This is a genomic window from Burkholderia sp. F1 (assembly GCF_050813845.1).
GTDB lineage: Bacteria > Pseudomonadota > Gammaproteobacteria > Burkholderiales > Burkholderiaceae > Burkholderia > Burkholderia ubonensis.
On record NZ_CP172422.1, the window covers coordinates 3,485,452 to 3,497,646 of the forward strand.

The 12,195-nt window shown below is 64.3% G+C and carries 11 protein-coding genes; 3 read left to right on the plus strand and 8 right to left on the minus strand.

All coding sequences use genetic code 11. The annotated features are described in order from the left end of the window. Position 1 precedes the first annotated feature (1 nt). On the minus strand, positions 2-1,957 hold the full coding sequence (locus tag ACFIMZ_RS34235; protein WP_431823831.1) for an FAD/NAD(P)-binding protein: 1,956 nt from the start codon (positions 1,955-1,957) through the stop codon (positions 2-4). A gap of 1,213 nt (positions 1,958-3,170) precedes the next feature. On the opposite strand from ACFIMZ_RS34235, the gene ACFIMZ_RS34240 reads away from it, so the two are divergent. Beyond that, a complete protein-coding gene (locus ACFIMZ_RS34240; protein ID WP_431823832.1) occupies positions 3,171-3,788 on the plus strand; it encodes a LysE family translocator in 618 nt (205 codons plus the stop codon). A 108-nt stretch (positions 3,789-3,896) separates the two neighbouring features. Next, positions 3,897-4,145 carry a hypothetical protein gene (locus ACFIMZ_RS34245; protein WP_010093371.1) on the plus strand — a complete coding sequence of 83 codons (249 nt, stop codon included), beginning with the start codon at positions 3,897-3,899 and terminating at the stop codon, positions 4,143-4,145. A gap of 48 nt (positions 4,146-4,193) precedes the next feature. On the opposite strand, the gene ACFIMZ_RS34250 is transcribed toward ACFIMZ_RS34245, so the two are convergent. From ACFIMZ_RS34250 to pobA, 7 genes are all read right to left on the minus strand, one after another. Further along, on the minus strand, positions 4,194-5,552 hold the full coding sequence (locus tag ACFIMZ_RS34250) for an MFS transporter (protein WP_431823833.1): 1,359 nt from the start codon (positions 5,550-5,552) through the stop codon (positions 4,194-4,196). A 179-nt stretch (positions 5,553-5,731) separates the two neighbouring features. Then, on the minus strand, positions 5,732-6,118 hold the full coding sequence (gene pcaC, locus ACFIMZ_RS34255; protein WP_059655496.1) for a 4-carboxymuconolactone decarboxylase: 387 nt from the start codon (positions 6,116-6,118) through the stop codon (positions 5,732-5,734). Positions 6,119-6,128: 10 nt separating this feature from the next. Continuing rightward, complete coding sequence (gene pcaD / locus ACFIMZ_RS34260; RefSeq protein ID WP_431823834.1) at positions 6,129-6,914, minus strand: 3-oxoadipate enol-lactonase; 786 nt, start codon at positions 6,912-6,914, stop codon at positions 6,129-6,131. Next, positions 6,914-8,287: a 3-carboxy-cis,cis-muconate cycloisomerase gene (locus tag ACFIMZ_RS34265; protein ID WP_431823835.1), complete on the minus strand. Its 1,374-nt coding sequence runs from the start codon at positions 8,285-8,287 to the stop codon at positions 6,914-6,916. The genes pcaD and ACFIMZ_RS34265 overlap by 1 nt, the downstream gene beginning before the upstream one ends. Positions 8,288-8,368: 81 nt before the next feature. Next, positions 8,369-9,025 (minus strand): 3-oxoacid CoA-transferase subunit B, encoded by a 657-nt coding sequence (locus ACFIMZ_RS34270; RefSeq protein ID WP_431823836.1) that lies wholly within the window; start codon positions 9,023-9,025, stop codon positions 8,369-8,371. Positions 9,026-9,041: 16 nt separating this feature from the next. Next, on the minus strand, positions 9,042-9,758 hold the full coding sequence (locus ACFIMZ_RS34275) for a 3-oxoacid CoA-transferase subunit A (RefSeq protein ID WP_059613633.1): 717 nt from the start codon (positions 9,756-9,758) through the stop codon (positions 9,042-9,044). A 142-nt stretch (positions 9,759-9,900) separates the two neighbouring features. Then, positions 9,901-11,130, minus strand: coding sequence for a 4-hydroxybenzoate 3-monooxygenase (gene pobA, locus ACFIMZ_RS34280; protein WP_431823837.1), 1,230 nt, complete (start codon positions 11,128-11,130; stop codon positions 9,901-9,903). 116 nt (positions 11,131-11,246) lie between these two features. Between pobA and ACFIMZ_RS34285 the strand changes: the two genes are divergently transcribed. Further along, on the plus strand, positions 11,247-12,173 hold the full coding sequence (locus ACFIMZ_RS34285) for a LysR family transcriptional regulator (RefSeq protein WP_431823838.1): 927 nt from the start codon (positions 11,247-11,249) through the stop codon (positions 12,171-12,173). Positions 12,174-12,195 lie beyond the last annotated feature (22 nt).

Here is a 12,195-nt window from a genome sequence, read left to right on the forward strand (position 1 = left end):
CTCAGACATCGACATGCTCCTTTTCATTATCGGTAACGACCGGAGTATTTGTGGCGGCCAACGTATCCAGAAACGCAGCAATGACACTTTCGGCTACCGCGTCAGCATCCTTCGTAAACTGACCCCAAGGACCAGGTCGCCCAGACCCAAACTGCATGAGCCAACGTGTGTGCTCGACTGGAATCCCGATCACATGGATCGCGCTGTCCGGTCCTTCTTTCGACATTGCATTGAACGGTGCGCGCGTCACGGCCACACCGCCTGTATCGAATGTGTCTTGATCAAGCGAATTCGTAAAACTTGTCACGGTTCCAGACGCAAGCAAATTCCGAAATAGAGGTGAACTATCGGCGTGTACGTTCTGAGGAGGGATCCGTGCGTCGACTAACGTGCTCGCCCTAAACACATCACCCGATACCTGAGGTGACGACACGACGAACGCTTTCTCCGCGGCGGACACCGAAAATTCTGCCTTCGGCCCTGCAAAAGTCAGGATATTCGCGCGGATGAGTGCGAGGACTTGCTTCAATCGCACCGCCGGCGGTCCCGCCGACAGCATCGAATAGATCGCGACAAACGAACCGAGAAAATCGTGTTGGTGGGAAACAGGGGTCAGCCCGGCATAGTCGACTGCATATTTTAGGATCGGACGGATGTCTCTCAATACGTCAGTGGCTGCCTTGACGGCCCCTCTGACATTGCCTTTCCCCGCATTCTCGATATCGTTTCGAATCCATTTCTCCAGGTCATTCGAATATTCTTTCGCATTACGAAACAATCTGCCACCAAAAGGCCGAGACCATTTTTCCAGGTCTACTCCTTCGATTCCGTGAGCACCGAACGATTCGGCGGTCTTTCGGATGATGTCCTTCGGTAGGAGTGCATCGATATCCTCGCCGACGTTGTTCACGGCCTCATCGACAAATCCACTCGCGTGCACTCGACCTCGGGTCTCCCTGAGAATGCATGCGAAATAGACCAGTTGCATCTCGCCCTCGAGCCACGGCAGGACGTCCCGACGGAAATCCAGTTTGGTTGCCACTCGAGCCAGTCGAATCTGCTGCATTCTCGACTCGGTGAGCAACCGTGGCGTGTATTGATAGTCAGCGGCTTTTTCATTCGTGGCGCGAGCCGGAAACGGAACTCCGCTACGCGATCCGGCATGAATTCTCGGCTCCTTGCCGCTCGGAATGTAGACCAGATCACCATCAGCTGCAGTTTCGTACCGACCGCCACGCCCCTCGGTGAGGCTAGCCATAACGTCGTAGAACGCGAGGCCACAGCCAATGACGCCTACTCTCTCTCCCGGCTGAATCGCAGAAAGTTGCATATCCGCGGCCGAATTTCCTTCGATGTACCTCAAACCGGGATGCTGCCTTGCAAAGAGAGAAAACTCCAGCTGTGAGGCACTCAATTCCGGAACAGGATGACCAGTAGCGAGTACAACTTTGTCTGCATCAAATGTAGAACGATCGGAAAGCATGACAGTTCGCCTTCCATCGCTTTTTTGTACATCGATGACAGCATCCGTAATCACACGGACATCCGCATGACGCGACAGGTCATTTATTATTCGATCAAAGGCAAATTTAAGATATTTACCATATACGTATCGTGGTGCCAGGCCATTTGGCTCGGCATTATCAGAATCGACCTCAGCCCACCATTCAGCCAGTGATGGACCCGCCATCGGGCGAACGTCGCCGCCGTCCGGTGGACCGGAAAATATTGTTGTTTCCTTTGCTGGGGTGTTCATGAGTAACCAACTGGGCTGGTCCGGACGCCAAATGCGACCGCCACCGATTTCATGCGCGTCAACCACGTATATGCAAATATCGCCAATGACCGGCGAAGCATCGCGTTCATTCGCCAATCTCGCCGCAATCCGCTCCAAGACGGATATGCCACGAGGACCGCAGCCGATCACTGCAATTGTGAAAGGCACAGCTTTGCCCATGGATGGTGCACGACCCGTACTCATCACGTTTCTCTCAGAGGATTATGAATGATTTTATTGATACTGAACTGCATGGCGAGCGATTTACGCATTCCCGATTTCTCGCCGCAATATACAGATCTGTCTACCTGCGCAATCTACATGAGTTTTTGCGGCTCCGCAACAATGTGAATAAATAATGTTTTAGTAATAATTGTTTAGAAAACGTAATGATTGGCTGTTAAAAATAACAGGGGGAAACTCAGCATGATCAGTGTCCCGGCTAATCAGAAGCGACTGGCATTTCTCTGGCGCATGACCGGTCGCGACTGCTCGAGCGCATGGATCGAGACAAGGCGAGAAGCGGTTTTAGAGGGGGTCATATAGGGTTGTCAAATTTCGCCGCGAGTTGTTAGCAGGCATCGGAACAAGCGAGACGGAGGAGATGGGCACGCCGATCATCAAGGGGCAGTTGTGGGCAGCGATCGATCCGCTGCTGATGCCTGCCACGTTGCGCCGTGAGAAAAGCCCAGGTCGCCAGCTTGTTTCGAATCGCCTCGTGCCGACTAGCGTCGTGTTCACATTCGAGACCCTACTGTGCTGGCTCGACTTGCCCTCCAAAGTTGGATGCCCATGCGTGAAATGTTGGCTAGGGCTAGACAAATGGCAGGCTCCTGTTTTGTCGATCGCGAGAGGACGACCTTCTAGACGCGGAAAATTGTCGACACTCCCAACAGGGGTGTCCGGAACCTCAATGATTCAGCGGTTCGGGGCAATTACCTCCTCGAATAGCGAAACACTGCGCGAGGCAGTCAAAACGTAATTGCATGCTGCTCGGGGTTCGGTGTGCCGACGGAACATCAACTCCGCCGCAAGTTCACGCAGACGGACCTCAGGAGCGGATTGGCGGTTGAGTGCCGTCTAAGGCGGCCGACTGCGACAGGCATCCCTGGTCGAATATTGCCACGAACCAATTCATGGCAGCATTTTTACCGAATATTTCTCTAATCCAAGAGCAGAACGCATCAATTGAGCGAGAATCATTGCCTTTTATTCAAAGACAACTTATTGAGACTGCGGACATCTTTTCTGAGAGACAACAACCAGCACAACATCATCATCACCACGCCCCCTCTCCGTACCGGCATCCGTCAAACCAACTGTACCGGTACTGTACAGACAACTGTCGCTAGACTGCCTCCATCCCCCCGCCTCACCGATGGAGAGTCACGCAATGGAATTCCTCACCCTGAGCGCGCTGCCCGCCGGCATGCTGTTCGCGCTCGTCACGTCGATCACGCCCGGCCCGAACAACACGATGCTGCTCGCGTCCGGCGTCAATTTCGGCTTCCGCCGCACGATGCCGCATCTGTTCGGCATCAGCATCGGCGTCGCGATCCTGATGCTGTGCGTCGGCTTCGGTCTCGGCGAGGCGTTCAAGCGCGTCCCGACGCTGTACACGATCCTCGAGATCGCGAGCGTCGCGTACCTGCTGTATCTCGCGTGGCGGATCGGCACGTCCGGCGAGGTCAGCGCGCACGGCGGCAAGGCGCGGCCGATGACGTTCGTCGAAGCCGCCGCGTTCCAGTGGGTCAATCCGAAGGCATGGATGATGGTGCTGACCGCCGCGACGACGGTCCGGCTGTCCGCCGACTACGGGATGAACGCCGCGTGGATGGCCGTCGTGTTCATCCTGATCGGCTTTCCATGCATCTGCCTGTGGGCGGCGTTCGGCCAGGGCCTCCGACATTTCCTGTCGAACCCGCGCGCGCTGCGCATGTTCAACGTCACGATGGCCGTGCTGCTGATTCTGTCCCTGTATCCGCTCGTCGCGCACCTGCTGCCGCAATGAGCGGCAACAAGCGCGCTCGTTGAGATTCACGGCACGCTGGCGTACGCTTGGATTCCGGGCGTGCCAAACCGCTCCGCCGGTAGAGCCGCTGCTGTCGGGAGACAACCGATGAAGCCAACGCTGAGAGCAGGCGAGCACATAGAAGGAATGCACTGGGTCGCCGAATATCACCAGGAGACCCACCATATCCGGATTCTGCGCGAGGACATCGAGGTCGGCACGTATAGCGCGCCGCCGAGCCTGTTCGGCGAGGAGGACGACGTGGGCGCCCCCAACCTCGCAGATCATCGCAGCCGCGATGCCGCACTGCTCGCGTATCTGCGCAACTTCGTCAAGGAGCACGACGCGGAAGAATAGCGGCACTGCCCGGCGCTACCACCCGGCAGCGCCCCCGCTCTTCCTCGATCAATGCCCGAGCGGCTCCGCGTTGCCCGACGACGGCGCGGCCTCATACGGCCGCGCGGTCTGCTTGATCAGCAGCGCGACGCAGGACAGCACGCCTGCAACGGCGATCGTCGCGAACACGCCCGCGAACGTGAAGTGGCGGCGCGTCAGCTCGGCGACGAGAAACGAGCCGGCAATCCCGCCGAAGCGCCCGACGCCGAGCATCCACGCGACGCCGGTGCCGCGCCCCTCGGTCGGATAGAACGCCGCCGCCAGCGCGGGCATCGACGATTGCGCGGTGTTCATCAGCACGCCGGCGACGAACACGATCAGCACGAGCAGCCCGACATTGCCGACCGCCTGCCCGATCGCGTACACGCTGACGGCCGTCAGCGCATAGCACACGGCAATCACACGGTTCGCATTGAAACGGTCCATCAGCACGCCGCACAGCACGGCGCCGACGCCGCCCAGCGGGAACAGCGCCGAGATCAGCGTCGCGCTTTTCGGGGTCAGGCCGGCCTCCTTCAGCAGGATCGGCATCCAGTTGATCGACGCGTAGAAGATCACGAGGCCCATGAAGTAGGCCAGCCACAGCATCACGGAACCGACGACGTACGAGCGCGACAGCACGACGCCGATGCCCTTGCCGCCCGTCTGCGGCGCCGTCTCCGTCATCACGAACGAGGCGGCGTTCAGCGCGTCGCGCGAAATGCGCGCCAGCGTCGCGCGGATGCGCTCGACGGGCTGGCTGTTCGCGACCATGAAGCGCACCGATTCCGGCATCTTGACGAGCAACAGGACGCCGAGCAGCAACGGCGTCACGCCGCCCAGCATCAGCACGCTGCGCCAGCCGAAATGCGGAATCATCCACGCGGCGAGGAAACCGCCGAACGCGGCGCCGAGCGGAAAGCCGCAGAACATCAGGTTGATCACGGTCGCGCGGCGCTGGTCCGGGCAGAACTCGCCCATCATCGTGACGGCGTTCGGCATCGCCGCGCCCAGGCCGACGCCGGTCACGAAACGCAGGACCGTCAGCTGTTCGATGCCGGACGAGAACGCGGAAACGAGACACGCCGCGCCGAACAGGAACACCGAGCCGAGCAGCAGCGCGCGGCGCCCGAGGCGATCGGACAGCGGGCCCGACACGAGCGCGCCGCACGCGAGGCCGAACAGCGCGGCGCTGAGCACGGGCGCGAGATCGGGCTTGGTGAGATGCCATTCGGTCAACAGCGACGGGGCAATGAAGCCGATCGCGGCGGTGTCGAAACCGTCCAGCAGGACGATCACGAAACACATGAGGAAGATGAGCCACTGGAAGCCGCCGAACGGCTGTTCGTTGATGAAGGTCTGTACGTTGACGACCGGGGCGCGATTCATCGCTAGTCTCCTGATATATAAACGACGCGGCTCATCGGCCGCGCCCTCCTTTGCTTGCACATCCGGAACGATGCGCTGCGCGCCGATGCACTGTCGGCACGTTTTTTTTAAGCCCGTTTGCACGGGCCTCGTCGTCGGCATCCGGCAGTTCGTCAGCCAGGCGCACCTGGCCAGCCGTCCTAGGCGGCCCCGTCCTGCTCCTTGAAGATCCTGTCCGCGAGATGGAACGCCGAGTTCGCCGCCGGCACGCCACAGTAGATCGCGGTCTGCAGCAGCACTTCCTTGATCTCGTCGCGCGTCACGCCGTTGTTGCGCGCCGCGCGCAGATGCAGCGCGAGCTCCTCGCCACGGTTCAGCGCGACCATCATCGCGATCGTCAGCAGGCTGCGCGTGTGGCGCGGCAGCCCGTCGCGCGTCCAGATCTCGCCCCATGCATAGCGCGTGATCAGGTTCTGGAATTCCTCGGTCACCTCGGTGCGGTTCTCGATCGAACGGTCGACGTGCGCGTCGCCGAGCACCGCGCGGCGCACCTTCATCCCCGCTTCGTATCGTTGCTGGTCATCCATCGCGGGCTCCTCAGGCGGTCAGGAAATCGAGCAGCGCGCGGTTGAAGCCGTCGGTGCACTCGATGTTCGAGATGTGCGCGGCGTCGAATTCGACGTGCTTCGCGCCGGGAATCGCCGTCGCGAGCGCGCGGCCCTGGTCGGGCGGCGTCGACATGTCGTGCACGCCCGTCACGACGAGCACCGGCAGCGCGATGCCCTTCACTTCGTCGCGCAGGTCGGCCGCGTTCAGCGCGTCGCAGTTCGCCGCATAGCCGTCCTGGTCGGTATGCACGAACGTGTCGCGAATCGCGTCGATCAGGCGCGGCTCGCGCTCGACGAACGCGGTCGTGAACCAGCGCGGCAGCACCGCGTCGGCGAGTGCCGTCATCCCTTCGGTGCGCGCCTTCTGCGCGCGCGGCGCCCACACTTCCGGCGAGCCGATCTTCGCGGCCGTGTTCGCGAGCACCGCGCGACCGATCCGCGCCGGGAAGCGCGCGGCGAGCGCCGCGCCCGTCAGGCCGCCCATCGAGATCCCGCAGAAATGCGCGCGTGCGATGCCGACGTGATCGAGCAGGCCGATCACGTCGCCCGCGAGCTGGTCGATCGTGTACGAGCCGGCCGGCGCGGCCGAATGGCCGTGGCCGCGCGTGTCGTAGCGCAGGATGTTGAAGTGCTGCGCGAGCGGGCGGATCTGCGGCGCCCACATCTGCAGGTCGGCGCCGAGCGAGTTCGAGAAGACGAGCCACGGCGCGTCGTCGCGCGCGGCGCGATCGATCCGGTAATGCAGTTGCACGCCGTTGACAGTGGCGAAAGGCATCAGTGTTCTCCTTGAAGGTTCGCGCTCGCGCAAGCGGCAAGCACGGCATCGACATAGGCATGCGCCTCGCCGACGTAATGGGCGGGATCGAGCAGGCTTGCGAGCGCGTCGCGCGACAGATGGGCGGACACGGCCGGATCGGCGGCGAGCACGTCGAACAGCGTCGCGTCGCTGCGCACCGCCTCCTTCGACGCCTGTTCGACCACATGGTGCGCATCGAGCCGGCCGATCTTGTCGCCGAGCGCGAGCATCACCGCCTCGCCGAGAATCAGGCCGCGCGTCAGGTCGAGATTGGCGGCCAGGCGTTCGGTATTGACGTCGAGGCCCGCGACGATCTGCGCGATCTGCGCGAGCGCGCCGCCCGTCAGGCGCGCGAGGTCGGGCAGCGCATCCCATTCGGCCTGCCAGCCGCCGAGCGCGCGCTCGTGCTCCTGGACCATCCCCGCGAACACCGTCGCGACGAGGCCCGGCGCGCGCACCGCAGCCGTCAGCACGGCCGCGCAGCCGACCGGGTTGCGCTTGTGCGGCATCGTCGACGAGCCGCCCTTGCCGGCCGCGGCCGGTTCGCCGAGCTCGCCGACTTCGGTCTGCATCTGCAGCGACACGTCGCGCGCGATCTTGCCGAGCGTGCCGGTCAGCATGCCGAAGCACGCGGCCGCCTCGGCGATGCGGTCGCGCTGCGTATGCCACGGCACCGCCGGCAGTGCGAGCTTCAGGTCATCGGCGAGCGCGGCCGCAACGCCCTGCGCATGCTCGCGCAGGCTCGCGAGCGTGCCCGCCGCGCCGCCGAACTGCAGCACCAGCGCTCGCGCGCGCAGCTCGGCGAAACGCGCACGGTGACGCAGCAGCGCGTCGAGCCATTGCGCGAACTTCAGGCCGAGCGTGATCGGCAGCGCCTGCTGCAGCCACGTGCGGCCGATCGCCGGCGTCGCGCGATGCGTGCGCGCGAGCTCGGCAAGCGACGCGCAGGCCGTGTCGAGCAGCGGTTCGAGCACGTCGAGCGTGTCGCGCAGCTGCATGACCGTCGCGGTATCGATGATGTCCTGGCTCGTCGCGCCCCAGTGCACGAATTTCGCGGCTTCGGGGTCGTCGGCCTTCACACGCGCGGTGAGCTGCTTGACGAGCGGAATCGCGAGGTTGCCGCCGAGCGCGGCATCGCGCGCGAGCGCGTCGGCGTCGAGCCGGCCCGCGTCGCACGCGCGTTCGATCGGCGCGACCGCGGCAGCGGGAATCACCTGCTGCGCGGCGAGCGCGCGCGCGAGCGCCGCCTCGACGTCGAGCATGCGCTGGATCGTCGCGCGAGGGGACCAGATCCGGTTGAGCGGCTCGGTGCCGCAGATGAGGGAGGTCAGGCGGGCGCTGTCTTCGAGCATGGCGTCAGGTCGGGATACAGGGTGCGCTTATTGTCCAACGAAGCGCGCCGGCGTGCGCGGGCGTGCACGCCGGCATCCGGTTCAGGCCGCAGCCTTGCGGGTCGCGTCGATCAGCGGCACGCCGGTCAGCTCCTGCAGCGCGTCGAACGACAGGTCGGTGAAGATCTCCGTCACCACGAGGCCGTCGCGCGTCACGTCGAGCACGGCGAGGTCCGTATAGATGCGGCTCACGCAATTGATGCCCGTGACCGGATACGAGCATTGCGCGACGATCTTGCTCTCGCCCTGCTTCGTCAGGTGCTCCATCATCACGAACACCTGCTTCGCGCCGATCGCGAGGTCCATCGCGCCGCCGACAGCCGGAATCGCATCCGGCGCGCCGGTGTGCCAGTTCGCGAGGTCGCCCGTCGCGGACACCTGGAACGCGCCGAGCACGCAATAGTCGAGATGGCCGCCGCGCATCATCGCGAACGAATCGGCGTGGTGGAAATACGCGCCGCCCGTGAGCAGCGTCACGTGCTGCTTGCCGGCGTTGATCAGCTCGTCGTCTTCGTCGCCGGGCGCGGGCGCCGGGCCCATGCCGAGCAGGCCGTTCTCGCTGTGCAGGAAGATTTCCTTGCTCGGGTCGAGGTGGTTGCCCACCAGCGTCGGCACGCCGATGCCGAGGTTCACGTACGCGCCTTCGGGAATGTCCTGGGCGACGCGCTTGGCCATTTCATCGCGGGTCAGTCGTTTCATGTCGGTTTTCCTCGAATCAGGCAGCTTGGGACGCGGCGCGTTCGGCGGCCAGCTCGGCCGCATGCGCGGCCTGCGGCACTTCGACGATCCGCTGCACGAAAATGCCCGGCGTCACGATGTGCTCCGGGTTCAGCCCGCCGAGCGGCACGACTTCCGACACCTGGACGATCGACACCTTCGCCGCGCTGGCCATGATCGGCCCGAAGTTGCGCGCGGTCTTGCGGTAGACGAGGTTGCCCCAGCGGTCGCCCTTGTACGCCTTCACGAGCGCGAAATCCGCGTGGATCGGCTTCTCGAGCACGTAGAGCTTGCCGTCGATCTCGCGCGTTTCCTTGCCTTCGGCAAGCTTCGTGCCGTAGCCGGTCGGCGTGAAGAAGCCGCCGATGCCGGCGCCCGCCGCGCGGATGCGCTCGGCGAGGTTGCCCTGCGGCACCAGCTCGAGCTCGATCTCGCCCGCGCGGTACAGCGCGTCGAACACCTGCGAATCGCTCTGGCGCGGGAACGAGCAGATGATCTTGCGCACCCGCTTCGCCTTCAGCAGCGCGGCGAGACCGGTCTCGCCGTTGCCCGCGTTGTTGTTGACGATCGTCAGGTCGCGCGCGCCCTGCTCGATCAGCGCGTCGATCAGCTCGGACGGCATGCCCGCCGTGCCGAAGCCGCCGATCATGATCGTCGCGCCGTCGTGAACGTCGGCGACCGCCGACTGAAGCGATTCGAAAATCTTGTTGACCATGTCTCTTCCTGATATGTGCCCGCGGCACGAGGCGCGGCCTGTCGAGGGAACACGCGCGTCTCGCGTGCCGCGCCGGGCCCGTGTCCGGACCCAGCTTTGTTCGCTATTCGAACCTAGATTCGATTAGCGAACGATTGGCCGATCATAGAGTCGCGCACAGCGCGTTGTCAAGGCGGGATGCCCCGGGAGTCTCGTCGTCGAACGGCAGCCCCACGTAGTTCTCCGCAAGCGCCTGCGCGGCGGCCCGGGAACGCGTCACATACTTGAGTTCGGCGAGCTTCAGGCGGTTCACGAACGGCGTGTCGTCCTCGGACGGGTGCAGCATGTTCGTCATGAAGTATGAGAAATGCTCGGCGCGCCAGATGCGGTCGAGGCAGGTCGCCGAATACGCGTCGAGCAGCGCCGCGTCGCCATCCCGGTAGCGCGCGCCGAGCGCGCGGGCCAGTGCGCGGACGTCGGCGACCGCGAGATTCATCCCCTTCGCACCCGTCGGCGGCACGATGTGCGCGGCGTCGCCGGCGAGGAAGAGGCGCCCGTACTGCATCGTCTCCGACACGAAGCTGCGCATCGGCGTCACGCTTTTCTGCGTGATCCGGCCCTCGGAAGGCGTCCAGCCCGTGTCGTTCGAGAAGCGCGTGTGCAGTTCGTCCCAGATCCGCGCGTCGGACCATTCATCGACGTTCTCGTCCGGCCGGCATTGCAGGTAGAGGCGCGTGACGGCGGGCGAACGCATCGAGAACAGCGCAAAGCCGCGCGCGTGGTGCGCGTAGACGAGCTCGTCGAGCGACGGCGCCGCGTCGGCGAGGATGCCGAGCCACGCGAACGGGTACACGCGCTCGAACGTGCGCTGCCGCTCGGCGGGAATGGTCTGCCGCGCGATCCCGTGGAAGCCGTCGCAGCCGGCGATGTAGTCGCAGTCGATGCGGTCCGCGCGTCCGTCTGCGTGCTTGAAGGTGACGAACGGCCGGTCGCCGTCGACGTCGTGCAACGCGACGTCGCTTGCGTCGAAGTGCATTTCATGGCCGTGCTCGACGCCGGCCGCGATCAGGTCGCGCACCACTTCGTGCTGGCTGTAGACGGTGATCGCGCGCCCGCCGGTAAGCCCGGTCAGGTCGATGCGGTGACGCTGGCCGCCGAACAGCAGCTCGATGCCGTGATGCTCGAGCCCTTCGCGGCGCATCCGGTCGCCGAGGCCGGCCGCATTCAGCGTGTCGACCGTGCCCTGCTCGAGCACGCCGGCGCGGATCCGGTTCTCGCAGTATTCGCGCGACCGCGCCTCGACGAGGATGGAATCGACGCCTTGCAGGCGCAGCAGATGGGAAAGCAGAAGGCCGGACGGGCCGGCGCCGATGATTGCGACCTGGGTGCGCATTGTTCGTCTCCTGAACATTGATTCGAATAGTGAAACGAATTTCAGCGCTTTCCCGACTATGCGGCAACGCGATTCAGGAGATAAGTTGTATACGTTTCGCGAATATTGGTGCCGTGATGGACGCGCTCGATCTGAACCTGATTCCCTACCTCGTCGCGCTCGACGACACGCGCAACGTGAGCCGCGCCGGCGACCAGCTCGGCGTCAGCCAGCCGCGCGTGAGCGCGGCGCTCGGCCGCCTGCGCGAATACTTCGGCGATCCGCTGTTCGTGCGCACGTCGCGCGGGATGGAGCCGACGCCGCGCGCGCTGGCGCTGCTGCCCGCCGCGCGCGACGCGCTCGCGCAGATCGAGCGCGGCCTCGTCGCGCCGCACGACTTCGATCCGGCGGCGAGCACGCATACGTTCTCGATCGCGCTGTCGGACGTCGGCGAGATCGTGTTCCTGCCGAAGCTGCTGCAGGCGTTCGCGACGCGCGCGCCGCATGCGAACCTGCGCTCGGTGTCGCTCTCGCATGACGAAGTCGGGCGCGGCCTCGAAGCCGGTTCGCTCGATCTCGCGGTCGGCTACTTCCCCGATCTCGACGGCAACAACTTCTTCCAGCAGCGGCTCTTCACGCACCGCTTCGTGTGCCTGATGCGGCGCGGCCATCCGCTCGAACAGGCGCGGCCGTTCACGGTCGAGCAGTACCTCGCGTGCGGGCATGCGGTGGTGCGCGCGGAGGGACGCAGCCAGGAAGTGCTCGAGAAATATCTCGCGAAGCAGCGGATGCACCGGCGCGCGGTGCTCGAGACGCCGCACTTCATGAGCCTGCCGTTCATCCTGAGCCGCACCGACCTGATCGCGACGGTGCCGCACGCGATCGGCTACGCGTATGCGGCCGAGCACGCGTTCATCACGCCCGTCGAGCCGCCGCTGGCGCTGCCGCGCTTCGACCTGAAGCAGCACTGGCATCGCAAGTTTCACAACGATCCGCGCACCGCGTGGCTGCGCGGCGTCGTCGCGTCGCTGTTCAACGACGAGCAGGACGAGTGGCCGAAGTAAGCCGAGCGTGCGGTTGCCGCGC

What these genes read in the sequence shown, in the direction of transcription:
- ACFIMZ_RS34235 (WP_431823831.1), bottom strand. Translation starts at nt 1,957, where the DNA reads ATGGGCAAAGCTGTGCCTTTCACAATTGCAGTGATCGGCTGCGGTCCT.
- ACFIMZ_RS34240 (WP_431823832.1), top strand. Translation starts at nt 3,171, where the DNA reads ATGGAATTCCTCACCCTGAGCGCGCTGCCCGCCGGCATGCTGTTCGCG.
- ACFIMZ_RS34245 (WP_010093371.1), top strand. Translation starts at nt 3,897, where the DNA reads ATGAAGCCAACGCTGAGAGCAGGCGAGCACATAGAAGGAATGCACTGG.
- ACFIMZ_RS34250 (WP_431823833.1), bottom strand. Translation starts at nt 5,552, where the DNA reads ATGAATCGCGCCCCGGTCGTCAACGTACAGACCTTCATCAACGAACAG.
- pcaC (WP_059655496.1), bottom strand. Translation starts at nt 6,118, where the DNA reads ATGGATGACCAGCAACGATACGAAGCGGGGATGAAGGTGCGCCGCGCG.
- pcaD (WP_431823834.1), bottom strand. Translation starts at nt 6,914, where the DNA reads ATGCCTTTCGCCACTGTCAACGGCGTGCAACTGCATTACCGGATCGAT.
- ACFIMZ_RS34265 (WP_431823835.1), bottom strand. Translation starts at nt 8,287, where the DNA reads ATGCTCGAAGACAGCGCCCGCCTGACCTCCCTCATCTGCGGCACCGAG.
- ACFIMZ_RS34270 (WP_431823836.1), bottom strand. Translation starts at nt 9,025, where the DNA reads ATGAAACGACTGACCCGCGATGAAATGGCCAAGCGCGTCGCCCAGGAC.
- ACFIMZ_RS34275 (WP_059613633.1), bottom strand. Translation starts at nt 9,758, where the DNA reads ATGGTCAACAAGATTTTCGAATCGCTTCAGTCGGCGGTCGCCGACGTT.
- pobA (WP_431823837.1), bottom strand. Translation starts at nt 11,130, where the DNA reads ATGCGCACCCAGGTCGCAATCATCGGCGCCGGCCCGTCCGGCCTTCTG.
- ACFIMZ_RS34285 (WP_431823838.1), top strand. Translation starts at nt 11,247, where the DNA reads ATGGACGCGCTCGATCTGAACCTGATTCCCTACCTCGTCGCGCTCGAC.